The organism is Bacillus sp. z33, assembly GCF_058313615.1.
In genome coordinates this window covers 307,727-332,776 of sequence record NZ_JBZFQN010000002.1, presented here as the reverse complement: position 1 = coordinate 332,776, position 25,050 = coordinate 307,727, and the positions used below count along the sequence as shown (strand labels likewise).

At 38.1% G+C, this 25,050-nt stretch carries 24 protein-coding genes; 5 read left to right on the top strand and 19 right to left on the bottom strand.

Features of this window, described 5'->3' with window-relative positions:
* Window positions 1–44: 44 nt before the first annotated feature.
* Together AC4G3L_RS08720 and AC4G3L_RS08715 are read left to right on the top strand one after the other, a co-directional pair.
* Window positions 45–560 (top strand): 2'-5' RNA ligase family protein, encoded by a 516-nt coding sequence (locus AC4G3L_RS08720; RefSeq protein WP_491076567.1) that lies wholly within the window; start codon window positions 45–47, stop codon window positions 558–560.
* A 5-nt stretch (window positions 561–565) separates the two neighbouring features.
* Entirely contained in the window at window positions 566–991 is a 426-nt protein-coding gene (locus AC4G3L_RS08715) for a GNAT family N-acetyltransferase (RefSeq protein ID WP_491076566.1), read from the top strand.
* Between the two features lie 151 nt (window positions 992–1,142).
* Here the strand turns inward: AC4G3L_RS08715 and AC4G3L_RS08710 are convergent, their stop codons facing one another.
* On the bottom strand, window positions 1,143–1,427 hold the full coding sequence (locus AC4G3L_RS08710; RefSeq protein WP_491076565.1) for a hypothetical protein: 285 nt from the start codon (window positions 1,425–1,427) through the stop codon (window positions 1,143–1,145).
* Between the two features lie 149 nt (window positions 1,428–1,576).
* Here AC4G3L_RS08710 and AC4G3L_RS08705 point away from each other — a divergent pair, with 149 nt between their 5' ends.
* Complete coding sequence (locus tag AC4G3L_RS08705; RefSeq protein ID WP_491076564.1) at window positions 1,577–3,889, top strand: UvrD-helicase domain-containing protein; 2,313 nt, start codon at window positions 1,577–1,579, stop codon at window positions 3,887–3,889.
* Window positions 3,890–3,957: 68 nt separating this feature from the next.
* Here AC4G3L_RS08705 and spoVIF read toward each other — a convergent pair whose 3' ends face one another.
* Together spoVIF and AC4G3L_RS08695 are read right to left on the bottom strand one after the other, a co-directional pair.
* The gene (spoVIF, locus tag AC4G3L_RS08700; RefSeq protein ID WP_491076563.1) at window positions 3,958–4,215 is read right to left on the bottom strand and encodes a sporulation-specific transcription regulator SpoVIF; all 258 of its coding nucleotides are present in this window, start codon (window positions 4,213–4,215) and stop codon (window positions 3,958–3,960) included.
* Between the two features lie 186 nt (window positions 4,216–4,401).
* Window positions 4,402–4,554 carry a YjcZ family sporulation protein gene (locus AC4G3L_RS08695; RefSeq protein ID WP_491077175.1) on the bottom strand — a complete coding sequence of 51 codons (153 nt, stop codon included), beginning with the start codon at window positions 4,552–4,554 and terminating at the stop codon, window positions 4,402–4,404.
* Between the two features lie 171 nt (window positions 4,555–4,725).
* Between AC4G3L_RS08695 and AC4G3L_RS08690 the strand changes: the two genes are divergently transcribed.
* Window positions 4,726–5,439, top strand: coding sequence for a GNAT family N-acetyltransferase (locus AC4G3L_RS08690; protein WP_491076562.1), 714 nt, complete (start codon window positions 4,726–4,728; stop codon window positions 5,437–5,439).
* 395 nt (window positions 5,440–5,834) lie between these two features.
* Here the strand turns inward: AC4G3L_RS08690 and AC4G3L_RS08685 are convergent, their stop codons facing one another.
* From AC4G3L_RS08685 to mgtE, 13 genes are all read right to left on the bottom strand, one after another.
* Complete coding sequence (locus AC4G3L_RS08685) at window positions 5,835–9,590, bottom strand: AAA domain-containing protein (protein ID WP_491076561.1); 3,756 nt, start codon at window positions 9,588–9,590, stop codon at window positions 5,835–5,837.
* Window positions 9,591–9,776: 186 nt separating this feature from the next.
* Window positions 9,777–10,133 (bottom strand): stage V sporulation protein AE, encoded by a 357-nt coding sequence (gene spoVAE / locus AC4G3L_RS08680; protein WP_491076560.1) that lies wholly within the window; start codon window positions 10,131–10,133, stop codon window positions 9,777–9,779.
* Window positions 10,134–10,155: 22 nt separating this feature from the next.
* The gene (spoVAD, locus tag AC4G3L_RS08675; RefSeq protein WP_491076559.1) at window positions 10,156–11,172 is read right to left on the bottom strand and encodes a stage V sporulation protein AD; all 1,017 of its coding nucleotides are present in this window, start codon (window positions 11,170–11,172) and stop codon (window positions 10,156–10,158) included.
* A 1-nt stretch (window position 11,173) separates the two neighbouring features.
* A complete protein-coding gene (gene spoVAC, locus AC4G3L_RS08670; RefSeq protein WP_491076558.1) occupies window positions 11,174–11,653 on the bottom strand; it encodes a stage V sporulation protein AC in 480 nt (159 codons plus the stop codon).
* A gap of 12 nt (window positions 11,654–11,665) precedes the next feature.
* Window positions 11,666–12,136, bottom strand: coding sequence for a sporulation protein (locus AC4G3L_RS08665; RefSeq protein WP_491076557.1), 471 nt, complete (start codon window positions 12,134–12,136; stop codon window positions 11,666–11,668).
* A 366-nt stretch (window positions 12,137–12,502) separates the two neighbouring features.
* A complete protein-coding gene (locus tag AC4G3L_RS08660) occupies window positions 12,503–13,072 on the bottom strand; it encodes a CotO family spore coat protein (protein ID WP_491076556.1) in 570 nt (189 codons plus the stop codon).
* A 165-nt stretch (window positions 13,073–13,237) separates the two neighbouring features.
* On the bottom strand, window positions 13,238–14,137 hold the full coding sequence (gene nikC / locus AC4G3L_RS08655) for a nickel transporter permease (RefSeq protein WP_491076555.1): 900 nt from the start codon (window positions 14,135–14,137) through the stop codon (window positions 13,238–13,240).
* A gap of 16 nt (window positions 14,138–14,153) precedes the next feature.
* Window positions 14,154–15,161 carry an ABC transporter permease gene (locus tag AC4G3L_RS08650; RefSeq protein WP_491076554.1) on the bottom strand — a complete coding sequence of 336 codons (1,008 nt, stop codon included), beginning with the start codon at window positions 15,159–15,161 and terminating at the stop codon, window positions 14,154–14,156.
* A gap of 75 nt (window positions 15,162–15,236) precedes the next feature.
* Window positions 15,237–16,835: an ABC transporter substrate-binding protein gene (locus tag AC4G3L_RS08645; protein ID WP_491076553.1), complete on the bottom strand. Its 1,599-nt coding sequence runs from the start codon at window positions 16,833–16,835 to the stop codon at window positions 15,237–15,239.
* Window positions 16,836–16,848: 13 nt separating this feature from the next.
* Window positions 16,849–17,844, bottom strand: a complete 996-nt coding sequence (locus AC4G3L_RS08640; RefSeq protein ID WP_491076552.1) for an ABC transporter ATP-binding protein — start codon at window positions 17,842–17,844, stop codon at window positions 16,849–16,851.
* The gene (locus AC4G3L_RS08635) at window positions 17,822–18,841 is read right to left on the bottom strand and encodes an ABC transporter ATP-binding protein (protein WP_491076551.1); all 1,020 of its coding nucleotides are present in this window, start codon (window positions 18,839–18,841) and stop codon (window positions 17,822–17,824) included. The genes AC4G3L_RS08640 and AC4G3L_RS08635 overlap by 23 nt, the downstream gene beginning before the upstream one ends.
* A 275-nt stretch (window positions 18,842–19,116) precedes the next feature.
* Window positions 19,117–19,896, bottom strand: coding sequence for an enoyl-ACP reductase FabI (gene fabI / locus AC4G3L_RS08630; RefSeq protein WP_491076550.1), 780 nt, complete (start codon window positions 19,894–19,896; stop codon window positions 19,117–19,119).
* Between the two features lie 105 nt (window positions 19,897–20,001).
* Window positions 20,002–21,363, bottom strand: coding sequence for a magnesium transporter (gene mgtE, locus AC4G3L_RS08625; RefSeq protein ID WP_491076549.1), 1,362 nt, complete (start codon window positions 21,361–21,363; stop codon window positions 20,002–20,004).
* 132 nt (window positions 21,364–21,495) lie between these two features.
* Between mgtE and prpE the strand changes: the two genes are divergently transcribed.
* Window positions 21,496–22,242: a bis(5'-nucleosyl)-tetraphosphatase PrpE gene (gene prpE / locus AC4G3L_RS08620; protein WP_491076548.1), complete on the top strand. Its 747-nt coding sequence runs from the start codon at window positions 21,496–21,498 to the stop codon at window positions 22,240–22,242.
* A 101-nt stretch (window positions 22,243–22,343) separates the two neighbouring features.
* Here the strand turns inward: prpE and AC4G3L_RS08615 are convergent, their stop codons facing one another.
* The 3 genes from AC4G3L_RS08615 to yjbM form a co-directional block, all read right to left on the bottom strand.
* The gene (locus AC4G3L_RS08615) at window positions 22,344–23,246 is read right to left on the bottom strand and encodes an RluA family pseudouridine synthase (RefSeq protein WP_491076547.1); all 903 of its coding nucleotides are present in this window, start codon (window positions 23,244–23,246) and stop codon (window positions 22,344–22,346) included.
* A 120-nt stretch (window positions 23,247–23,366) separates the two neighbouring features.
* Window positions 23,367–24,164: an NAD kinase gene (locus tag AC4G3L_RS08610; RefSeq protein WP_491077174.1), complete on the bottom strand. Its 798-nt coding sequence runs from the start codon at window positions 24,162–24,164 to the stop codon at window positions 23,367–23,369.
* A 22-nt stretch (window positions 24,165–24,186) separates the two neighbouring features.
* A complete protein-coding gene (gene yjbM, locus AC4G3L_RS08605) occupies window positions 24,187–24,810 on the bottom strand; it encodes a GTP diphosphokinase (RefSeq protein WP_491076546.1) in 624 nt (207 codons plus the stop codon).
* Window positions 24,811–25,050 lie beyond the last annotated feature (240 nt).

The following is a 25,050-nucleotide window of genomic DNA, read 5'->3' as shown; positions in this document are numbered from 1 at the left end:
TAATGTAATATCAAATTCTACAATATAAGACAGGGGGTTCTTCCATGAATTTTGGCATTGCTATTTTTCCTTCCAAACAAATGCAAGATGTTGTTAACTCATACAGAAAGCGTTACGATTCACATTACTCTACTATTCCACCACACGTCACATTAAAAGCCAGTTTCACAACCACAGAGGAAAAAATCAAGGAAGTATCTGCAAAACTTAAGGAAGTCTCAGGCAAACACGAACCTTTTACCTTAAAGATCTTAAAAGCCAGCACCTTTCAACCAGTTAATAATGTCATTTATTTAAAAGTTGATCCTACCCTGGAATTAATTGCTCTTCATGAAGATTTACACAACGAATTCCTGGGCAAAGAAAAGGAATATAAATTCGTTCCCCATATTACTATAGGCCAAGATCTATCTGACAAGGAACATAATGATATTCTTGGGCAATTGAGCCTGATGAAATTTGGACATGAAGAAGTAGTTGAGCAATTCCATCTCCTCTATCAAATAGAAAACGGAGCATGGAAAGTCTATGAAACTTACCAATTAGGAAAGGGAAATTAACCTCTATGAACATCGAGATTGTATCAGAACAACCAGAAATGGAAAAAGTATTTTCCGTACGAACACAGGTCTTTGTAAATGAACAAAATGTACCGGAAGAAGAAGAAATTGATCATTTAGAAGAGGAATCTACGCACTTTCTCGTAACTGATGATGAAGGAAACCCTACTGGAGCCGGTCGTTTCCGAGTGGTTGACGGCTACGGGAAAGTCGAAAGGATTTGTGTCTTGCCGGATTACCGCTCAAAAGGCGTGGGCCACGCACTTATGAAAGCGATTGAACAATTTGCTTTATCTCAACAAATTGAAATCCTTAAATTAAATGCTCAAAATCAGGCAATCCCTTTTTATGAAAAACTGGGGTATGCCATTACTTCTGAAGAATTTATGGATGCAGGCATCCCTCATCACGCTATGAAGAAACATATTTAAGACTGCAGCTGGCTAAAATGCCACTGCAGTCTTTATTATTTATATACATGATTTTGCTTTCGAAAAACTAAACGTAAGCAGACTAAAAAGCAGTGCATTTCTAGAGGAAATAAACTGCTTTAAGAATTACCTTCAATTTTGAATATTTTCATTAAATGCTTTCATTCACAAACTGACCGATTCCTGTCACTTCTACAGCGGTTTTTTCAACTACATCCATCGGGATATTGTTGTTATGCATGTGATTTGAAGAAAACTGGAAATCTGCACTGTTCTTTTCCTCAAGTGTATCATGATCATTATTCTTATCACGGAATTTGATTGGTTTTATAGGTTTAAAACGAGTGATTGTATCCTTCGCCAGTTTCTCTGCTGCAATTGTTCTATTTGTATATTGTATGTATTCATATTGTGTTACTGGACTTATGTATCCCATTCTTTTTCCACCTCACTTTTCCACTTTTACTTTTATTACCCAATTTCCACAGGAATAAACAACTATCCGCTTTTGTATTATGTGATTCGATTTGATAAGATGATATTTGTCTGTCGTGATTAAAATTTTTTATATAAATGAGGAATATGATGAAAACAGCTAATTGGAAAAACGAATCTATCTCTTTACTGACATGGCCGAAGGAGGCATTTGGTCGTATTCATGAAGCTGGTAAAAATGGTGAACTTCAATGTAATTATTGTGGTCAACCTGTCTATATGTATCTTGGAATTCATGAAGAGCCGTATTTTACTCATCGCGATTCTTCACGGCCACCATGTGTGGAACAAACTGAGAAAACGAATCTGGCAGTGAATGAGGCTTCCGTGGAATATGGTGGATTTCGTCTACCACAATCAAGGTCCATTATCGATAGTACGGATGTATCCATTTGGCAAGGCCCAAAGTCCATCACGAATCTGCCTGTATATAATGAAAAGCATTTACCAGGGGTGCATAACTGCCATCCCTTTATCAGCATATTAAAGGAACACGGATGGTTGCTGGATGATCAACAAGCGAGCGCTGTCACTACAGATGCAAAGCATTTACTTGTACTTGCAGGTGCGGGCAGCGGAAAAACTCGTGTTTTAACCGCTCGTACAGCCTTCTTACTAATAGAAAAACAAGCCAATCCCAAATCGGTGATGCTTGTTACCTTTACATCGAAAGCAGCTGCCGAAATGAAAAAACGGCTGCAACAAATGCCTGGCGTCACACCATACATGCTGAAGGATGTATTTACAGGCACCTTTCATTCTATTTTTTATCGAATTCTTTTACGGCATGAACCTCAAAAATGGCATTCAAGTAAATTGATAAAATTTGATGGAGAAAAAGAATATGTTCTAAAAATGGCTGCTTCAGAATTAGGAATCGATGAACGAGAATTTGCATTTGATCAGGCATTGCAGCAGATTAGCAGATGGAAAAATGATCTCCTCTCTCCTCAGGATGTTCATCCAACTGATGACTGGGATTTCAGCTGCCTGGAACTTTATAAAAAATATGAATCTTATAAAGAAATAAACGGTAAATTTGATTTTGATGATATGCAAACCGGCTGTTATCAGCTTTTGAAGGAAAATAAAGAAGTGCTGGATTTATATCACAATCGGTTTAAACACTTTTTAGTTGATGAATTCCAGGATATTAATAAAGTACAATATGAGATTGTTAAACTACTTGCTGCGAAAGCAGACTATGCTTGTTTTGTAGGAGATGATGATCAGGCAATCTATTCATTCCGTGGCAGTGATTCAGCTTTTTTGCATAATTTAAAGCTCGATTACACCTATCTTGAAACAATTATTTTAACGGCTAATTACCGCTCTGGTCATAAAATTATCCAAACGGCCAACAAAATTGTATCGCAAAATAAAGTTCGGACACCTAAAAAAATGGTTGCGACACATGACCAATCCCCATCGCCGGTTTTGTTTCATCCATTCGATGAAGAATCTGAAGCAATCATGATTATGACTGACATGACCGAAAAAATAAGGAATGGAGCTAAACCTGACGATTTTGCAATTCTTTATCGTACCAATACAATGAGCCGTGCTATTTTTGAAAAACTTGCATCTTCGAGTCTTCCATTCCGTGTCGATCAAGACTATGACTCCTTTTATACTAGAAAGACCGTACGCAGTATACTTGCTTTTATGAAAGCGAGTATAAATCCAGATGACCCTGGAATGCTGCAGGATTTATTGCCGCCGCTGTATTTAAAAAAGTCGGCAGTTCAGGACGCCAAGGCCCTATCTATCTTAAATGATTGTTCATTGCTCGAGGCACTGCGTTTTATCAACAATTTAAAACCATTTCAAAAGCGGGCAATAGATAAAGCTGTTTCCGTTATTGGTTTACTTAAGGATCTATCCCCCTCAACTGCTATCGAAATGATTGAAAAGGAACTCGGCTTTCAAGCTTACCTCAAAAAACGGGGCGAAGAAGGAAATAAAATGGACAAAGGATCAGATGATATTAAAGATACAAAAATTGCAGCAAGACGATTCGATTCCGTTCAAGACTTTATTCTGCATGCTGACCATATGTCAGCCATGGCAAAAGAAATTAAAACGATATCCAGGGAAACATTAAATGCCATCCAACTGAGCACAATCCACCGTTCAAAAGGCCTTGAATATAAATATGTTTATATCCTTGGCTGTGTAGATGGAAATATGCCACATGATTATGCTCTCGAATCCTGGCGTGACGGAGACCGTAAACCTTTGGAGGAAGAAAGGCGTTTATTATATGTAGCTGTGACACGCGCACGCGAGGGTTTATATCTATCCATACCGGAATATAGAAGGTCAAAGCGGGCAAGAGCTTCACGTTTCTTATCCATTTTAAAAGGGGAGCCATCTTACAAAGAAGCATTGATTTCCAAATAGCCAGGAATGCAGGCTTGGATAATTAGAAAACAGAATAAGCTTCCTATGTAAAGGTGGCTCCTTTACTCTTATTTTTTATTATTCATCATATTGGCAATTGTATTGAAATCCAGTGATTTCCCATCTTTTATGATGGATTGAACCAACTGATCCTCTACATCCTTCGGTACAGGTTTATTGGCAATTTGCGATACCCTCTTAATGACACCGCGGACTGTTCTTTCATCTTTAAAATTTGCATTTTGTAAGGAATTAGCCAATTCCATTACATCTTTCATATTTACGCCAGTTTTCTTCTCCATATTTTTAAAGAATCCGTTATCCATATTTCCGCCTCCTTCTCGTTACAACTATAATATGAGTGTTGCTCTAGAAATGTGAACCTCTTTTCTCCATGCAAGAAAGAGATTCAGACCAAGCTGAATCCCTTGCTTTCATTTACCAGTTGTAAATGTGTGATTATTGTATTGGCACAGAAGAGGTTTTAAGGCCTCTTCTTTGTACTTTCATTATTAGCAGAAGCTAGCGCCAACAATAATTAACAAGATAAATAGTACAACGATTAGGACGAAAGTAGATCCATAACCACCACTGTAGTTACCGCCGCCACCGTATCCATAGCCGCCGCAGTTACCACCGCCGCCGTATCCATAACAACCAAACATGTAAGTCACCTCGCTTTCGCTTAGTACACTCATAACATATGTCAAAAGCGTTTCCTCTGTTTGGGCTAATCTCCATTCACAAATACCTAATTTTTCATAGTGGGTATAAACCCTTGAACTGTCACAATCCTATCTTTTACACTTAAAGAAAACAGTAAGGAGTCCTGCATCATGACTATAGAATGGAAAGAAATCACCCATTTAGAGGATAGACTGTTAAAGGAAACATTAGCTTTATATGATTCTTGCTTTCCTGAACATGTACGGGAGGACCATAACGTTTTTTATGAGTCCATCAGGCAACGTGAAAAAAATCCCCCCAACCATTTTCATTTTTTAGTTGGTATATCAGACGAGAGAGTCATTTGCTTTGTAACCTCTCATTATTTAGCTGATGTAAATAGTGGATATATTGTTTATATAGCGGCTGATCCGAAAGAACGCGGGAAAGGTTTAGGAAAACAAACATTACTAAAAATAGAGGAATTACTCTCTCTAGATGCCAGAAATGCTGGCCACCCTACTTTACTGGGGATTTTCCTCGAAACCGAAAGAGAAGTAGATGCGGAAAATGAAGAAGAATACAAAGAAAATGTAAATCGACTTCAATTTTTCAATCATAACGGGTATTTACCAATAAAAAACTATCCGTATGTTCAGCCTCCCTTATATAATGGACAAACTCCTGTGCCTTTATATTTGGCATTAAAACCGTTAACCGAAGTAGATGAAATTCCTTATGAACAAATCGTTAGAGCAATCTATTATGAAAAATATTATAAAATGAATAAGATTTCTTTAAATATCCTTAAGGATTGCATGAATTCTCCGGCTCTTTCCTCTCGAGACAATCTTGTAGAGGACACAAGCTCATCAACTTATTGATTACATTATGATATCTTTCCAGTAAAATACAAGAAAACCCCGGCTTAGCCAGGGTTTTAGTGCTTTATAGACGCTTTCTCTCGCCTTTCACCCATACATGACCGGCTTTTACCCTGGTATAGCACAGGCATAGGTGCTCGATAGGTGCTTTCTCCGGTCTTTCATCCACACTTGACCCGCCTTTACCCCGGTATAGCCCGGGCATAGGCGGTCCATAGATACTTCATAGGCGCTTTCCCTCGCCTTTCACCCATACTTGATCCGCCTTTCACCCCGGTATAGCCCGGGCATAGGCGGTCCATAGGTACTCCATAGCCGCTTCCTCCGGCCTTTCACACACACTTAAATCGCCCTTACCCCAGGTATAAGTCGGGTAAGGGCGATTTATAGGTGGGTCATAGGCTGATTTTTTTCTTTACCTCTTCACTTCTTACTAATTCCTTGACCTTTTGATCAATTCTTTCGATTTCTTTACTAGGTGCTTTCCACCAGTTTCTGCTCCAGATTCGCTCAATCGTCCAACCTCGGCTTTCGAGGAATCGCTGACGATAGATATCTCGTTCTTTTGCATTGGCAGAACTATGGTACATGGCCCCATCACATTCAATTCCCAATATATATTTTGAAGAATCATTTGGATGAACGATGGCCATATCAATTCTGTATCCTGACATTCCTACTTGTGTAGCTACTTCATAACCCAAATTTCTTAGCTGTTTATAAACTTGTTCTTCAAAAGGCGAGTCAAAATGCAGTCCTAGTTCTTGTACATGTGTGTTGACATTTTCATTGATTTCCTGGACAACCGAATCTATTTCAGCCTTATGATTCTTAGAAACCGCCCTTACATATTTTAAATAGGATTTAAGAAGCTTCGGCCCAATTTGTGCTGTGTTCGCAACATTCAATTCTTCTGGTTCGATGCTTGATACCACGATTATGCGTTCTTTCGCTCTTGATACGGCAACATTTAATCTATTTTCTCCCCCGTATTGGTTTAGCATACCGAAGCGGTTATAAACCTTCCCTTCTTCGTTTTTAGCATAGCCAACAGAGAAAATAATGATATCTCTTTCATCCCCTTGGACGTTTTCAATATTTTTAACAAAAACTCTTTCATCCAGTTCTTTTGCCATCGCTTGATTATAAGCAACATTAAATTCTTGATCTTCTGCTGCTGATCTTTCGATGATATCCAGTATTTTGGTTTGTTGTTTTGCATTAAATGTAATGATACCGACCGTTTTTTTTGGCTGATTAATCAATGTGTCTTTTAAGAGTTTATATACCTCGATTGCTTCTACTTCGTTAGATTGATTCATCCATCTTCCATTTACTTTTTTCCATTGGATTGCTGGAGGATCCTTTAACGGTTCAACATTAGGAGCAATCTGAACGTGTCCATTATAAAAAGCGTGGTTCGAAAAGTTAATTAGTTCCTCATATTTGGAACGATAATGCCACTGAAGAATTTTCTCCGGAAATCTCCTTTTCGCCAAATTTAACAAACTTTGCGATTCATCAATTTCATACTCTTCTTCATCGTCTTCATTAACAATAGAAGACTGGAACATATTAAAAGGTGGCAATTGTTTTTCGTCTCCTGCAACTATTAATTGTTTTGCTCTAAAAACAGCAGGAAGACCGCTTTCTACTGTACATTGAGAAGCTTCATCGAAAATAACTAAATCAAATAATTGATCATCTAATGGGAAAATAGAAGACACTATTTCAGGTGAGGCCAGCCAAACTGGCATTAATTTCACCAGCCCTTTACCGGAAAATTCATTGACCAATTTGCGCAGTGGCCAAATCATTCTCTTTTTTCCTACCTGATGTTTTAGATTCCTTAATTCTTTCGGGAAAACTTTCTGTAGCTCATCGACAGATTGGGTCAATTGATGAATTAAATATTGATTTGCAGCCACCCTTTTCTGCTCAATCAATTGGCCGAATCTTTCCCTTATCCTTGAATATTCACTCGTTGATATCTTTTTAACCTCAGGATATTTGCTTTCCGTTTCATCAATCCAATGAATATAGGTCGAGTTTTTAAATAAATGAACCCAGTATTCCGGTAATGCTTGATCTGAAGCGATACCTTTCTCAATAAGTTCTTGAATGATTTCTTTTGTTAGCTCTGAACAATCTTCCCAATAAGAATCCATTTGTTGAAGGTCCTCAAAATCCTGGTGAACATATTCTAGTATTTTATCTAATTCTTGTAATGGAATATCACCTTCCGCGATTCTGCTTTGATAACGTTCAATCACTTTATCATCGAAATATCTTTTTAAGCGGTCGATTTCCTTGGACATCTTCTTTGTTTCATCCCCTAATTGATTCATGATCATAAGGGCTTGCTTAATTTTCACCCACTCTGTGGAGTTTGTTCCTTTAAACTTTTCACCTTCTAATAGCTCCTCGAGAATTGATTTACCGGAAAAGGAGGTCCACCACCAAATCCTCAAGCTTTGCAACGTTTTTTTGTTATTATCCTCTAAGTCCGGATATATCTTTGCTAACTTATCTTCCATCAGCCATGTGTAGGCAGGAGTGATTTTTTTATAGTCTAATGAATTTAAATAACCAGATGCGTTCTTCGCCTTTTCAATCAAATCATTAAGCAAATCCACCAATTCCAGCTTATCTTTAATCGTAAATCGTGCAAATGATTTACGGTCTTTCAGTTCGTATTGCTCACCGCCAAATCGTTCATACCACTCAGCATAGCTGTATATTTTTTCACTTATATCAACTAAGACATCTTTGTTCAATTGATTCAACACTGGTTTTAAGTTCAACATTTTAGTCATATCATCTAATGGAGCTGCTTTTCCATAAAGATCATATAAACGGTATCCATAGTTCTGATACTCATATAGCCCCTTGGCAATCTGGTTTAAAAGTTTTTCATGCTCCGTTAAACTTTTTGAAGCAGATTCCAACTCAGATTTCGATCGTTCAAACATGACTCTATTATTCTCAAGAACAGCATTTATTTTGTTATATAAAGGCTTGCGATCCACCTTTTCATCATGAACTAAAGCTACATGGTTGGTTAACTTTAGGCTATCCAAGCGTTGATAGACTACATCAAGAGCAGCCCTTTTCTGACAAACCACCAATACTTTCTTTCCCTGACTCAGTGCATCGGTGATTAAATTTACAATTACCTGTGATTTTCCCGTACCTGGAGGCCCATGGACTACAAGTCCTCTCTTGTATCTTGCTTCTTTTAAAATTTCCTCTTGAGACCCATCTGTAACAAGTAGATTCAGTATATCCGGTTCTTCAGAAGGAGTATTTCCATTCACTTCATCAACCTCAACATCTCCTGATTCATACTCCTGTGGATCAATCAATTCACTCACCAGTGAGGATAGTGCAGCTTCGTTTGTTAGGTCTACCATTGCATCATAGTCTTTGACAATTGAAGAACCACCTTGTGGAAAGTTCCCGATAATCGCATGTTCTAATAAAGTGATGCCAGTTGTTTCAGGGATATCTTCCTTCCTATACTCTTTTAATTTTGTCAGCCCATCATTCGTAAAGGATAGATTTAATTCATATTTTTCAAAGAACAAACTCCATTGTTCTATATCATATGACTTAGCAATTTCAGCAGCCTCTTCAAAGAAATCTTCAGTAAAATCTACTCTGTTAAATTTCTTAAAAGCTAGAAATAAGGTCCGATTAATCTGCGGACCACCTTCTTCTACTCGAATTATCCATTTATTCGTATTTAACCTGCTATTTTCTAAACGGATGGGATATAAGAATAAAGGAGCTTGAAAAAATGTCCCATCCGCGAGGGTTCCAGATATAAAAGGGAAGCCCAAATAAAAGTCATGGACACCAGTTTCTTCTTCAATGGCTTTTATATTCCGTAATAGATCAGTCAATTTTTTTGACATCACCATGGAATCTTCATTTCTTTTTGTTGCCTTAAGCAAGACAATTTCATCTTTATATTGTTTTACAATCTTTTTTACTATAGATTCACTACTATTTTTATTATCAGCAGATAACTTATCTAATTCAGTCAAATCAAAGCTCCACTTATTGTATATCTTTAATAATCTTATGGAGCGATTACGACGACTAATATTATTTAATTTATCTCTCATATGAATTAGTTTATCTTTCACCGTTTAACCTTCTTTCCAGAAAATCCGCATCATAAAAGGAACCATATATGCTCCCATAAAAAGTAATTTATATAATAATATCTCTTATTTCATTGTTAAATTCAATGGGATGTAATACTAAAAGAATAATAAAAAAATACAAAAAAATCCCCACCATTCATAATTATGCTTAGTGGGGATTTTTCATTAACCTTTTGGTTTAAAAATCAATGCTGCGATAAATCCAAAGACGATCGCTGCCGTTATACCTGATGATGTAATTTTAAACATTCCCGTTAGCACGCCAATCACGCCATGCTTATCTGCCTCCTCTAAAGCACCGTTTACAAGCGAATTTCCAAAGCTTACAATCGGAATAGAAGCCCCAGCACCTGCAAAATCCAATAACGGTTCATACCACCCGATACCACCCAATATAGCTCCAATGACAACAAATGTCGAAAGGGTATGAGCAGGCGTTAATTTTGCTACATCAAATAGAAGCTGTCCAATCACACAAATAATGCCTCCTACAACAAAGGCCCAAAAAAACATTGCCAGCATATATATCCCTCACTTTCAAGCGCTATAGTCTTTCAATCGCAACTGCGTGTGCTATACAAGGAATAGATTCTCCTTGCTGGAAGGTCAGGGGAGATAGAAGAGCTCCAGTTGCTGCCATTAAAATTCGTTTATATCTGCCATTACGCATTTCATTCAGTAAATGGCCGTATAAAACTGACGCTGAGCAACCTGCTCCACTTCCTCCTGATTGTACGGGCTGATCTTCTTTATAAATCAATAATCCGCAATCCCTAAATTTATCTTTATCGAGCTTTATACCCTTCTGCTCTAATAAATCAAGTGCAGTTTCATGGCCTATTTTCCCTAGATCTCCTGTTACGACTAAATCATAATGATCATCAGGAAGTTTTAGATCCCTGAAGTGATGATAAATCGTATCGGCTGCAGCAGGTGCCATCGCGCCTCCCATATTAAACGGATCCTTCAATCCCATATCAACAACCTTGCCTATGGTTGCACTCGTAACAACCAGTTTACTTTCAGGAGATTTATCATTTTTCTCAACTAAGGCAACACCAGCTCCCGTAACAGTCCATTGAGCAGTTGGTGGTTTTTGACCCCCATATTCTGTTGGGTACCTAAATTGCTTTTCTGTAGCGGCATTGTGACTAGAAGCACCAGCCAATACTTTATTGGCACCACCGTAATTAACAATAAAGGACGCAAGCGCCAAGCCTTCAGTGGTTGTTGAGCATGCACCGAATAAACCCAAGTACGGAATTCCCAATGTTCGGGCTGCAAAGCTGGTGGGTGTGATTTGGTTGATAAGGTCACCAGCAAAGAAATACTGGATATCATGTGTTTGCAGATTCTTTTTTTCCAAAGCTGTTTGAGCGGCTTCTTCTAATAATACACGACTTGCTTTCTCATATGATTCTTCATTAAGCCAAAGGTTATCATGAATGATATCAAAATCATCTGCCAAATTGCCGTTGCCTTCAAATGGTCCGACAGCCACGCCTGTGGAGGAAATGACCGGTTGATTTTCTAAAATCCAAGTTTGTTTACCAGTTAGCATATTAACCTCCTATAACCATTAGATAGATTTGTTTTATTAATGCAACGACAAATGCTGAAAAAACACCATATAGAATTACAGTTCCAGCCAATTTAAATATATTTCCTCCTACCCCAAGCACAAATCCTTCTGTTCTATGCTCAATTGCTGCTGAAATGACTGCATTACCAAATCCGGTAACCGGAACAGCACTTCCCGCTCCAGCAAATTGACCTATCCGATCATAAACCCCAAAGCCTGTTAATAACATCGATAAAAAAATCATCGTTGCCACTGTTGGGTTACTGGCTGTTTGTTCAGTAAAATTAAAATAAAATATATACATATACGTTATAACTTGTCCTAGAAGACAAAATAAACCACCTACAAAAAATGCCTTAATACAATTCTTTACAACTGGGCGTTTTGCTTCATATTTTTGTTCCAGCTCTTTATATTTTTGTTGTTCAGGGGTTAGTTTCTTATTCTTTTTATTTGCCATATGTACACCTGCCTATGCCATACCCTTCTGTAGTTTCATTATTTTATCAAACCAGTTTCCAGCTTTTTTCTTGGGGTATCCTTTATCCTTCACGTTCACGATTAACTCGACTGTTTCAAGAAATATTTTCATATCACTTGATACAGTAAAATTAAAGGATTTAAAGTTTTTCTTTAATTCCTTATCCAATTTACTTTCAATACTTTTCATGTGAAAACGCTGCATATGCTTAACCTTGTACGCCACCAAAATATCTTTATCCTTTTGAACAACAGCCACATCATAAAGTTCTTTATGGGAAGCTACTTTCTTTTTTATTTCTTCTAATGGTGCCTTTGAACTGTCACCAAGGTAGACCGGGTCTTGATCCACAGACTGAATAAGCGACATTCTGGCTTCCTTACTGCTTGAATCACCGGAACACCCGCTTATCATTGTGAAAAACATTGCTATGACTAAAAATGAAGAAACCCTCTTTTGCATAGCATTTTTCACCCCCTCATTTTATATTAAAATCATTTTCCTGTATTGTTTGTAAAAAACTGCATTTTATCCACTAATTCTAGGGGAAACTTACTTGAGTATGTTAGATTTTTCTAAACAAAAAAAGCCCGCTGATTAAACAGCAGGCTACGGTTGCAAGCGAATCCTCTTTTTATTTTTTGTGCATCCGCAATTTTTTTTTACTTGCTTTGAAGGTGTCCTCTTGATTTCTGTTCCTTTTTGTTTTTGTATTTTCATAAAAGGGTCCTCCTTCCCAAATTAGGACTCATAATAGTATACGTATGTAGGAAGGGATGGTTAGTCTATTATAAATAACCAGAAAATCCAAAAACTAATTTGTATTTTTTAAAATCGGACGATCTTAATATCTTTTATCTGCTTCAATGTATATTTAATCCACTTCTTACCAAAAGCAACTTTAATATAGATATACTCTCCTTTTACTTTTTCAACGGTCCCCCTTAACCTCTTCCCATCTTCCACTATAAAATCACAGACCGGGCTTGGCATGAGTGGCGGCATTTTTGTCAGATAAGCCACCAATTCATCCTTAGACATATCTTCCATACGTTTCCGCTTCTTTTTTCCATTCACTTCAACTGGTTCCGACAAATTAGATTCTTGTTCTTTTGGAAGTTCTGTTGCGTTCTTTTTTTCAATACCAAAGCTTAATAGAGGCGGTTGCTGCAACGATATTTCCTCATCATCTTGACCTTCAAGTGAATCTTTCAAATTTTCAATATGATCATTCGGTTCCTCCGACTGATTTACTTTATGCATCAATTCTTTTGTCGCAACATTTGTAAAAAAGTCATCAATTTCTACTATTTCTTCTTCACGTAATCGGACCATGATTTGTTCCTTATCTAGCCAGGCATTTGCCGGCAATGGATTGTTGATTTCATTATGTTTCATCCTTTTCCCCTCCTATGCCTGCAGTCTATTTATTATGTATATGTGTATTAACTTGAGGATATTTCAGATTCAAAACGGATTTCCATACAAATCCACGAAAAAAACTCCCAATTGCAGTCCTAACTAACAATTGGGAGTAGCAGATTACTATCCTTTTTTTACAGTCTAACGCTGTTTCATTTTAGGATCCAAGGCATCTCTCAATCCATCACCTAATAAATTAAATCCAAGCACTGTTAACATGATCGCTAAACCTGGAAAGAAGAGTGTACCAGGAGCCTGAACTAAAAAACCCTTCGAATCCGCCAACATTTTTCCCCACTCAGGTGTTGGTGCCTGGGCCCCCAATCCGAGAAACCCAAGCGCAGCCGCCTCAATAATCGCTGTAGCAATGGCCAAAGTAGCCTGAACGATGATTGGTGTCATGCTGTTTGGCAAAATGTGACGTAAGATAATTCTTGAATCCTTCATACCTATTGCATTTGCTGCCATAATATATTCTTCTTGTTTCACACTCAGTACTCTTGATCTTATGAGACGTCCGAAATTAGGTACATTAATAATTGCGATTGCAATCAGGGCATTTTGCAGAGATGGTCCTAAAATAGAAATAATCGCGATTGCCAATAAAATACTTGGAAAGGCAAGAAGGATATCAAAAAAACGAGAAATAACCGTATCAATCCATCCGCCATAATATCCGGCAACAAGCCCCAGTATCGAACCAACAATGACAGAACCCAGTACAGAGAAGAAACCTACCGATAAGGAAATCCGTGCGCCATATAATATACGTGAAAGTATATCTCTCCCAAAGTCATCTGTTCCAAACCAATGCTCGGCAGATGGCGGTTTTAAACGGTCGGTTAAATTAACCTCCTTAAATCCATAAGGAGCAATAATCGGAGCTAATAATGCCAATAAAATAAAGAATAAAACAATTCCCAGACCCACCATTGCCAAACGGTTACGCTTAAAGGCAGCCCATGCTTCCCCCCATGGAGAAATCACTTTTTCTTCCATTATCAATGGTGTTTCACCTGTATTTCGTACCAATTCCCCCAATGCCTTACACCACCCTTTATTTGGAGTATTTAATTCGTGGATCGACCAAAGCATAAAGGAGGTCGACAACTAAATTAATAAAAACAAATGCAGCAGCAATCAGTAAAATACCTGACTGAATCACAGGATAATCCCGATAGCCTATCGCTTCATATAAATATCTGCCTATACCTGGCCAAGCAAAAATGGTTTCTGTCAGAATGGCTCCTCCAAGAAGTAAGCCTGTTTGCAGCCCTATGACAGTTAAAACCGGAATAAATGCATTTTTCAAAGAGTGCTTGTACACTACCCAAAACATACTGACACCTTTTGCACGAGCAGTACGTATAAAATCAGCTTGCATGACTTCCAGCATAGTTGATCTTGTCATTCTTGCAATAATGGCCATTGGAATAGTTGCTAACGCAATACTTGGCATAATCAGATGCTTGATGGTCACAATAAATTGGTCAAAATTACCTTGCAGCAATGTATCTAGCAAATATAGATTAGTGATCGCATTGATTGGATCTCTGATATCTTCACGTCCCGTTGTCGGTAACCAGCCCAGCTGCAGAGAAAAAGCCCACTGCTCCATCAACCCCAGCCAAAAAATGGGCATGGATACCCCAATTAACGCTAAGATCATCGCTAAGTAATCAAACCAGGAATTTGAAAACCACGCACTGATGATGCCGGCATTTACGCCGATGACGATGGCAATGATCATCGCAACAAACGTCAATTCTAGAGTGGCAGCAATATACGGCCAAATCTCATTAGTAATCTCTGCATTCGTTCTAATAGAAGTGCCCAAATCACCAGTAAATAAATTCTTAATATAATCTATGTATTGAACATACCAAGCTTTATCCAATCCAAGCTCCTGAGTTAATACGGCAATGGACTCCTTTGTTGCTCTTTGTCCTAAAATAACCTGTGCCGGATCTCCAGGAATGGCTCTGACGATGGCAAATACAATCAACGTCATTCCAAACAGAACCGGTATAACAGACAGAATCCTTTTCAGAGTATAAGAAAACATCTGTATGCACCCCCATAATAAACTGGCGCCCTTATATGAATCTATCCATATAAAGGCGCCCTTACTTAACCAGTTTTACTTAAATTCTACATTTTTTAAAATATCGGATCCGGTTGGATGCGGTACAAGTCCAGTTAAATCAGCTGATGCTGCCAATATAGGCGTTGAGTGAACGAGTGGAATCCACGGCGCATCTTCATGGATAATTTCCTGAGCCTGTTTGTATAGCTCATTTCGTTTATCCTGATCCACGATTGTTTGCGCTTCAATTAATATGTCATGGAGCTTATCATTTGAATAATAGGAATAGTTATTGGAGCCAATAGAGTCTTTATCAAGCAATGTATAGATAAAGTTATCAGGGTCTCCATTATCACCTGTCCAGCCCAGCATATAGGCTGGGAACTCACCTGCTGTAGCTTTTTCAAGGTATGTAGCCCATTCTACAGTCTGAATTTCTGCCTTAACCCCTATTTTCTCGAAATTTGCCTGAATCGCTTCTGCAATTTTCTTTCCTTCTGGTATATACGGACGCGGAACTGGCATAGCCCAAAGATCCATTGTAAATCCATCCGGATAACCAGCTTCTTTTAATAATTCTTTTGCTTTTTCTAAATCAAATTCATAATCCTGAATTTCATCATTATAGCCTTCAACTGAATCCGGCAAAGGGTTTTTCGCTGGTTTTGCCATTCCTAAATAGAAAGCATCAATGATAGCTTGCTTATCCACGGCATGGCTTAAAGCTTGGCGTACCTTTGGATTATCAAAAGGTTTTTTCGTTACATTAAATCCTAGATATCCTACATTCATGGAAGGGCGCTCAATTGCTTGAATGTTCGCATTCCCTTTAATCGTTTCAAGATCTGATGGGTTCACACCATCCATCAAATCAATCTCACCGCTTGTTAATGCATTCAGTCGGGCGGAGTTGTCAGGAATTGTACGGAAAATAATTGTTTTTAATTTTGGCTCTCCATCTACATAATAATCTTCATTCTTTTCAATCACAATTTTGTCATTTGCTTTTTCTTTAAATTTATATGGTCCGGTACCAACCGGGTTTTCCCGGAATTTATCACCATCTTTTTCAACTGCAGTAGGGCTGGCAATTCCAAAACAGCTCATAGCGATGTTTTTAAGGAAGGTCGCCTGAGGACGCTTCAATGTAAATTGAACAGTCGATTCATCAACTGCTTTTACTTCCTTAATAACATGCCCTTCATCCTTTTTATAGCCGCCAAACATGCTGTAATAAGGAAATTGATCAGCATCGCCATTCATCCATCGGTTAAAGTTAAATACGACCGCTTCTGCGTTAAAATCGGTACCATCATGGAACTTAACGCCTTTTTTCAACGTGAATGTATACGAAAGGCCATCTTTTGAAGCTTCCCATTTCTCAGCCAATCCAGGCTGCAGTGTAGTATCCTGTTTACCGTAAGTTAATAATGTATCAAAAATATTGATTGTGACTTTAAATGATTCCCCTTCGGTTGTCGTAATCGGATCTAAAGAAGTGGAATCCCCACCACGTCCAAAAACAAGCGTATCTTTTGTATTTCCTTTCTCTTCACTTCCTCCACCCTCAGTTTCCTTGTCGCCAGAATTACATGCTGCCAGTACAATACTTAGCATCAGAACACTGACCATAGATAATAAAAGCTTCCTCATATGAAACCCCCTCTTATATTTGTTTATTATCATTGCTGTCATGTTCACCATAGAGATGACAAGCAGCATAATGATCGGTTTTCATTTCCTGATATACAGGGTTAATAGTCTTGCAAACTTCCATTGCATGCTGACATCTAGTATGGAAAGCACAACCACGCGGCGGATTGGATGCGCTTGGTATGTCTCCAGTTAAGATGATAGATTCACGTTTAATATCTGGGTCTGGTATGGGCACTGAAGATAACAAAGCTTGAGTGTACGGATGAAGAGGATGTTCGTATAACTCTTCGCTGCCAGACAACTCTACCATTTTACCTAAATACATGACTCCCACGCGGTCACTGATATGCCTGACAACCCCCAGATCGTGTGCGATAAAAATATAAGTAAGTCCGAATTCTTTTTGGATATCCTTTAATAGGTTTAATACCTGAGCCTGTATAGATACATCAAGCGCAGAAACTGGCTCATCTGCAATGATTAATTTAGGTTTTGTCATTAGGGCTCGGGCAATGCCAATCCGCTGGCGCTGACCGCCACTGAATTGATGAGGATAACGTTTTAAATGATAGGAATTAAGTCCCACAACATTCATCATTTCTGCCACCCTATTTGCCCGCTCCTTCTTATTGCCAATACCATGAACAATTAAAGGTTCCTCTAATATTTGCTGTACGGAATGCCTCGGATTTAATGATGCATAAGGATCCTGAAAAACCATTTGAATATCACGTCTCACTTGTCTAAGCTGCTTTTTTGACATAGACATAATTTCCTTATCCTCAAAGACAATACTTCCTTCTGTTGGATCAATCAACCTCATTAATAATCTGCCAGTCGTTGACTTTCCACAGCCACTCTCTCCAACAATCCCAAGGGTTTCCCCTTTTTTCACATGGAAGGAAATGTCGTTTACAGCTTTTACTTCACCAATTTTCCTGCTCAAAATACCCCCATTAATCGGGAAAAACTTCTTCAAGCCTTCAACTTTTAATAGCTCCGTCATGAATGATGCCTCCTTCCTGCCCCTGATATAATAGGCATCTTACCCATTGATTTTCAGGAGATACCTTTTGTAAAACCGGATCCACTGTAGCACAGGCGGGCATGGCATATTCACACCGCGGAGCAAAAACACAACCATTCTGAATCATCCCTGGTTTTGGCACATTACCTGGAATCGAATATAATTTACTATCTTTCTGCCGGATATCAGGTACGGATTTCAACAATCCTTTTGTGTATGGATGTTTAGGGTTTTTAAATATATCCCTGACCGTTCCTTTTTCCACAATTTTTCCTGCATACATAACAAGAACCCGGTCACATATTTCAGCCACTACTCCAAGGTCATGAGTGATGAGAACGATTGACGTTTCAGTATGACTGTTTAAATCTTTCATCAACTTAAGGATTTGGGCCTGAATGGTAACATCTAGAGCCGTAGTTGGTTCATCCGCAATCAATATGTTTGGTTTGCAGACCATGGCCATCGCAATCATAACTCTCTGTCTCATTCCTCCTGATAATTCATGAGGATAATTTTTCATTAAATCAGCAGCCCTGGGCAGCCCTACTTGCTTTAACATTTCCATGCATTCGGTCCGCGCCTGTACTTTATTGCCATTTCTGTGCAGCCTGTATGCTTCAATCATTTGTTGGCCGATTGTGAACAAAGGATTAAGGGAAGTCATCGGTTCCTGAAAGATCATAGAAATTTGATTACCGCGGATTTTTCTCATTTTTGATTCCGATTTTTTTAATAAATTGTCCCCTTCAAAATTAATGACAGATTGGGAATCAACAATAGCCTGCGGTTGTGGAAGCAGCCCCATAATTGATAAAGAAGTCAAGCTTTTTCCACTTCCGGATTCTCCTACAATGCCAAGTATTTCTCCTTTATGGAGCCTGAAATCTATATTCTCAACTGCCGGAACCAGATTTCCGTTTTCCCTAAATGAGACTGATAAATGTTTTACATCTAAGACCACAGAGTCCTCCAAGCCATTCCCTCCTGTGTTCGGTTATTATGTAATTTTTTATTACAATATTCTAAATATTATGATTAATTATGTCACAGCTTTTCCCAATTGACTATCATTTTATTAGAATTAAATTACATTTTTATTATATTGGTGAATAAATAAAGGGATTCTGCAACGATGCCTGAGGTTCTAATTATTCTCCCATTATTTGCACAGAGGTGAAATGACAAAAAAACTCTCCAATGCAAAACGGTTATCAAAACCGCTCCGCCATGGAGAGTAGTCATTACTAGTTATAAACTTAGAATGTGATATCCTGAATCCACATGGATATTCTCACCCGTAATCCCACGGGATAATGGACTGAACAGGAATAATGCTGTATCTCCCACTTCTTCCTGAGTTACTTGCCTGCGTAATGGGGCCCGTTCTTCAAACACTTTTCTTATTTCATTAAAATTACCGACACCTTTGGCTGACAAGGTTCTAATTGCTCCGGCAGATATAGAGTTCACTCTTATACCTTTGGGTCCGAGATCATTAGCCAAGTATTTAACACTTGCTTCAAGAGAGGCTTTTGCCACACCCATCACATTGTAGTTTTGAACTACCCGTTCCCCGCCAAGATAAGTAAGAGTAATCATGCTGGCTCCTTCATTCAGGATATCTTTTGCCTCTTTTGCAACGGCTGTTAATGAATATGAACTAATATTTTGAGCCAATAAGAATCCATCTCTTGTTGTATTCATATACTCGCCCTTTAGCTCTTCCTTATTTGCAAAGGCTATACAATGTGCGATTCCATCTATTTTGCCATACTTTTCTTTTATTAAAGCAAAACACTGTTCAATCTCTTCATCCTTGGTTACATCACATGGCAGGACAAAAGTCTCTGCTCCACCCTCTAAACTGTTTACAAGATCATAAACACTCTTTTCCATTCGTTCTCCGGCATATGTAAAAATTAATTTTGCACCAGCCTGGTAGAGTGAAGTAGCTATACCCCATGCGATACTTCTTTTATTTGCTACACCCATAACAACAATGGTTTTCCCATCCATACTTAAGTTCATACGAAGGATTCCTCCTTAAAATTAATACATGTTATTAGTACCTACTACTAATCTAAACTAAGTAAGGAAGAATCGCAACCATTATCTGTTTTTCGGCTAAATATATCATCTAAGATACCCCATAAAAATGGTAGCCATTCCAAAATAGATCAGAATACTGATTAAGTCATTAATTGTTGTAATAAACGGCCCTGAAGCGACGGCAGGGTCAATATTCATTTTATGCATCAATAAAGGCACCATGCTTCCCGCTAATGTAGCAACAATTAATGATACCAGTATAGATATTCCAACAAGCAACGCCAGGATAGGTTCTCCTTTCCAAACATAAACAACAACTGTTACTGCAATTCCGCATGATATGCCGGTTATTAGGCCTGTTCCAGCTTCACGCCACAGAAGTTTCAGCTTGTTTTCATCTTCGATTTGACCGGTAGCAATTCCTCGTACAATCACAGCCAAACTTTGGGTACCTGCATTACCTGCCATTCCTGCGATTAAAGGAATAAACACAGCTAGGATCGCTTTTTTTGATAAAGTTTCCTCAAATTGACCTATTAAATTAGCCGTAATCATGCCTAAAAAGAGTAATATAATTAACCAAGGAAGCCTTTTTCGAGCAGATGAAATCGGACTTTTATCCAAATATTCCATATCGGACACACCAGCCAATTTTGAGTAATCATCGGAAGCTATTTCATACATGACATCAATCATGTCATCAAATGTAATGATACCGACCAGATGATGCTGAAAATCGATAACCGGTATCGCAACAAAATCATAGTCTCTCATTTTCTGAGCTACTTTTTCTTGGTCATCGCTTACTTTTACTGCATAGACCCGTCTGTTCATTAGCTCGAAAACCATTGTAGTATCATCCGCCACAATCAAATCCCGCAAAGAGAGAACCCCAGTTAATTTATGATCCTCGTCCAACACATAGATATAGTAAATTAATTCAGCATCCTGAGCTTCCTTTCTCACTAATTTCATAGCAGAGCCTACTGTTTGATTTTCGCCAATGCTTATAAATTCAGTTGTCATGATACTGCCTGCTGTTGATTCTTCATAATGAAGCAAATGCCTGATATTTTGCGATTGCTCTTCATCCATTAAAGACAAATAGCTTATCATTTGTTCCTTATCCAGATTACTAAGCAGATCTACAGCATCATCCGTATGCATTTCTGCTAGTATGGAAGCAGCATAACGAGGATCCATTTCGGCTAAAATCTTCTCTATAACTTCATCTTCATACTCATAAGCAAGGTTCCCGATAAGTTCTGCCATTTCGTCCGGTGATAGAAAATGATGAACGTTAGCCCTTTCTTTTTCATTCAAATTCGCGTAAAACTGCGCTTGATCATATGGATGAATTCCCAAAAATATTTTCCGAAACTGTTGAAGGTTCTCTTCTTTTAAGGTTTGTAGTATATCTCTTTGCTTGCTTTCCTGTATGTCCATACTGGAGGTCACCCTCTCTTTTTATATCGTTCTGCAACGTATCTGCTATACTTTTTACAATTTCCTATACCGATATAATTGAAACCTATTATAAAAGGGTACTATATAGGGTATAGAAGGAAGTGATTTAAAATGATTTACGATTGTATAGGTGATGTACACGGTTGTTATGAAGAATGTATAGCATTATTTCACAAAATGGGCTACCAATTTGATGATGAAGGTATACCGGAACATCCTAACGATCATACTCCTGTATTTATCGGAGATATAACAGATCGAGGCCCTAATTCTATCCAGATGATCCATCTTGTATGGACTTTAACCATACAAAGAAAAAAATGCTTATACATTCCAGGCAACCATTGCAATAAATTATATCGTTATTTCCTAGGTAATAAAGTAAATGCTATTCATGGCCTAGAAACAACAATAGCTGAACTCGATGCTTTGTCTAAACCAGATAGAAAGAAAGTACGCAACAGATTTATACAATTATATGAGTCTGCACCTCTTTATCTTATCTTAGATCAAGGAAAGCTTGTCCTTGCCCATGCTGGTATCAAAAAAGAATTTATAGGATTAAAACATAAGGCCGTAAAAACATTTGTATTATATGGAGACATAACTGGTAAAACGCTCCCAGATGGAAGACCTGAACGAAGGGACTGGGCACAACATCACCCAGGTAACCCGATGATTGTCTATGGACACACACCTGTTCGTGAACCAAGAATTAAAAATAATACGTATAACATTGATACCGGAGCTGTATTTGGAGGGAAATTAACTGCCTTGCGTTACCCTGAGCTGACCTTTTTTTCTGTTCCCTCTTCTCTTGCCGCGGTTCCGGAAAAATTTCATACTTATGCTGAATGATTTTATTGCCACACCCTCCCCTCTCGGAAAGGGTGTGGTATAATTTTGCATTTATATACACTTTATTTTACGACAATATCTTCACAGCGTACATTTTATTCTCACTTACCATCAGTATTAATGACATTCCTTATATCTTCCGGTAAGGAACATTCAAACGAAAGTATCTTTCCAGTTAAAGGATGAGAAAATTTAAGGGAATAACAATGCAATGCCTGCCGTTCAATCAGTTGTCTGCTTCCTCCATATAAATCATCCCCCAACAATGGATGGCCTTTGTGAGCCATATGTACTCTTATTTGATGGGTCCTTCCGGTTTGCAGCTTTAATTCTAAAAGTGAAAATGCCTCATACGCTTGAAGTGTGGTATATTCCGTACAGGCGTATTGTCCATCTGCACGAACCTCACGTTTAATAATACTTGAATCCATACGGCCAATGGGCTCCTCCACAATACCCTCTAAAGGTGTAATGACACCCGTTATAAGGGCTTTATACTTTCTTTCAACCGTTCTTACAGACCGCGACAGACTTAATAGATGGTGTATATGCCGATGCTTTGCAATCAAAACCAAACCTGATGTATCCCGGTCCAACCTGGTGACAATATGGACAGTTGCCAAATGTCCAATTTGTTCATAATGTCCCATAACTGCATTAGCTAGACTGCCAGTTGGATGCTCTCTTGATGGAATTGTAGACATACCGGCTGGTTTTTGAACGACCAACACATAGTCATCTTCATAGACAACAGCCAACGGAATCTTTTCAGCCTTTAGTTGATCACTTCCCTCTTCTATCGGAAAGACAATCTTAACCTGGTCACCAGTCCTTAGTATGTATCGAACGGTCACTTCTTGCTGATTAACAAATATGTAGCCGCCTTTAAATTTAATATCAGCCAGCGCTGATTTTGATATTTTTTTATCAGCCAAATATTCTCTCAAAACTTTATTGCAATCCTTATTTTCTATTGTCCACTCCATCGTAAATGGCTTCCCCATAGTTACCTTCCTTTTATCATTCATACTTCGTAGTTTTCGTACTTAATACGTTGTTTATTCAGTAAAAAAAGGTGCCCAAAAGGTACTTGCATACTTTTAGGACACCTATTATATCTTTCTTTATTCTGTAACAAAAGAATCACGTACTCTTTTCCAGAATGGAAAAGGTCTGAATCGTGCGAATCGGATTCGTTCATCGGCTACTCTGAACTGGATCGATTTCACTTCTTTATGCAAAAGACTTAAATGATCGATCGTAATCTGAAAATCATCGTTTGTTACTGGTTTCATCATACAGGTATGATGTGCCGGCAGTATTAGAGGGGAACCAATTGTACGGAACACTCTATTATTGATAGATGCCATTTCCGTTAATTGTATGGCAGGGATAGATGGATGAATAATGGCTCCGCCAAGCGCTTTATTATAAGCTGTACTTCCGGAAGGAGTAGATACGCACAGACCATCTCCTCTAAATCTTTCAAAGGATTGCCCTCTTATTTCTACATCCATTACAAAAGTACTACTACCCACACTTTTTACCGTTGATTCATTTAAAGCTAAATATTTGGCTTCTCTGCCACCATGACTGTAACGAACCGTAACCTCCAGTAATGGATATTCCACGGTTTGATAGGGAGTTTTAGCTATAGCATTTGCAAGCTTACCTATCTCTTCTGGCGTCCAGTCAGCATAAAAACCCAGGTGACCTGTATGCACACCCACAAATGCAGTTTTTTCAAGGCGGGAACTATATCTATGAAAAGCATATAATAATGTTCCATCACCGCCGACAGATATAACAACATCTGGTTGATCTTCATCATATATGACACCCAGACTATCGAGTTGATCCTTTACTTGCTCCATGAAATGATTGGATTTGGTATCTCCTTTAGACGTGACTGCATATTTCATCATAATCTCCACCTGTAAAGTGTTATTTCCCCCTCTTCTTAAAGACGTATCGCTGAGCTTCCTGTATTTCCAGTTTAATTTGTGTCATTTCTTCATCCAAATGGAAAGCAGCTTCAGCTAATCTCTCTAAGCGACTACGTAAAATTTCCGGGAATTGTCCGTTATACTTATAATTAAGCGAATGCTCGATTGTAGCCCAAAAATTCATCGCTAGGGTACGAATTTGTATCTCCGCCAATATTTTTTTCTCCCCGTGAATTGTTTGAACCGGGTATTCAATAACAACATGATACGAACGGTATCCACTTGCTTTTTTATTTGTAATATAGTCTCTTTCTTCAATAATCACAAAATCGGTTCTTTGCCTTAATAGCATAACTACATGCTTTATATCATCCACAAATTGGCACATAATCCGAAGGCCTGCTATATCCTGCAATTCCATTTCGAGCTTTTCCTCAGGGATTTGCTTTTGATAAGCCTTATCGAGAATACTTGCGATTGGCTTAACACGTCCAGTAACAAACTCAATTGGTGAATGTTCTTTTTCTAAGTCACATTGAGTTCTTATACCCCTTAATTTAATCTTTAACTCATCAACCGCCTGTTTATAAGGAGCCAAAAATTCATCCCATTTTCTACTCATGGATTCCACCACCTGAAATACTATTCAATATCTTTTACAACGAGCAAGGGAAAACTTCAAAATGATGACTTTTTCATGTATTAAAATTTTTATGTCTATGAATTGTTCACTGAATGTTACCCACTTATAATGAATACGATATGTATTATTATTGCCCTTAAACTGTTCAAAACCATTTTAACATAAAGATTATAGGTATATCTAAGCTTGTTGTTATCAAATCAAAAAGTCATAATGGTT

Excerpts from the sequence above, each read along its gene's own strand:
- AC4G3L_RS08720 (WP_491076567.1), top strand. The coding sequence starts at position 45 with ATGAATTTTGGCATTGCTATTTTTCCTTCCAAACAAATGCAAGATGTT.
- AC4G3L_RS08715 (WP_491076566.1), top strand. The coding sequence starts at position 566 with ATGAACATCGAGATTGTATCAGAACAACCAGAAATGGAAAAAGTATTT.
- AC4G3L_RS08710 (WP_491076565.1), bottom strand. The coding sequence starts at position 1,427 with ATGGGATACATAAGTCCAGTAACACAATATGAATACATACAATATACA.
- AC4G3L_RS08705 (WP_491076564.1), top strand. The coding sequence starts at position 1,577 with ATGAAAACAGCTAATTGGAAAAACGAATCTATCTCTTTACTGACATGG.
- spoVIF (WP_491076563.1), bottom strand. The coding sequence starts at position 4,215 with ATGGATAACGGATTCTTTAAAAATATGGAGAAGAAAACTGGCGTAAAT.
- AC4G3L_RS08695 (WP_491077175.1), bottom strand. The coding sequence starts at position 4,554 with ATGTTTGGTTGTTATGGATACGGCGGCGGTGGTAACTGCGGCGGCTAT.
- AC4G3L_RS08690 (WP_491076562.1), top strand. The coding sequence starts at position 4,726 with ATGACTATAGAATGGAAAGAAATCACCCATTTAGAGGATAGACTGTTA.
- spoVAE (WP_491076560.1), bottom strand. The coding sequence starts at position 10,133 with ATGCTGGCAATGTTTTTTTGGGCCTTTGTTGTAGGAGGCATTATTTGT.
- spoVAD (WP_491076559.1), bottom strand. The coding sequence starts at position 11,172 with ATGCTAACTGGTAAACAAACTTGGATTTTAGAAAATCAACCGGTCATT.
- spoVAC (WP_491076558.1), bottom strand. The coding sequence starts at position 11,653 with ATGGCAAATAAAAAGAATAAGAAACTAACCCCTGAACAACAAAAATAT.
- AC4G3L_RS08665 (WP_491076557.1), bottom strand. The coding sequence starts at position 12,136 with ATGCAAAAGAGGGTTTCTTCATTTTTAGTCATAGCAATGTTTTTCACA.
- AC4G3L_RS08660 (WP_491076556.1), bottom strand. The coding sequence starts at position 13,072 with ATGAAACATAATGAAATCAACAATCCATTGCCGGCAAATGCCTGGCTA.
- AC4G3L_RS08650 (WP_491076554.1), bottom strand. The coding sequence starts at position 15,161 with ATGTTTTCTTATACTCTGAAAAGGATTCTGTCTGTTATACCGGTTCTG.
- AC4G3L_RS08645 (WP_491076553.1), bottom strand. The coding sequence starts at position 16,835 with ATGAGGAAGCTTTTATTATCTATGGTCAGTGTTCTGATGCTAAGTATT.
- AC4G3L_RS08640 (WP_491076552.1), bottom strand. The coding sequence starts at position 17,844 with ATGACGGAGCTATTAAAAGTTGAAGGCTTGAAGAAGTTTTTCCCGATT.
- fabI (WP_491076550.1), bottom strand. The coding sequence starts at position 19,896 with ATGAACTTAAGTATGGATGGGAAAACCATTGTTGTTATGGGTGTAGCA.
- mgtE (WP_491076549.1), bottom strand. The coding sequence starts at position 21,363 with ATGGACATACAGGAAAGCAAGCAAAGAGATATACTACAAACCTTAAAA.
- prpE (WP_491076548.1), top strand. The coding sequence starts at position 21,496 with ATGATTTACGATTGTATAGGTGATGTACACGGTTGTTATGAAGAATGT.
- AC4G3L_RS08615 (WP_491076547.1), bottom strand. The coding sequence starts at position 23,246 with ATGGGGAAGCCATTTACGATGGAGTGGACAATAGAAAATAAGGATTGC.
- AC4G3L_RS08610 (WP_491077174.1), bottom strand. The coding sequence starts at position 24,164 with ATGAAATATGCAGTCACGTCTAAAGGAGATACCAAATCCAATCATTTC.
- yjbM (WP_491076546.1), bottom strand. The coding sequence starts at position 24,810 with ATGAGTAGAAAATGGGATGAATTTTTGGCTCCTTATAAACAGGCGGTT.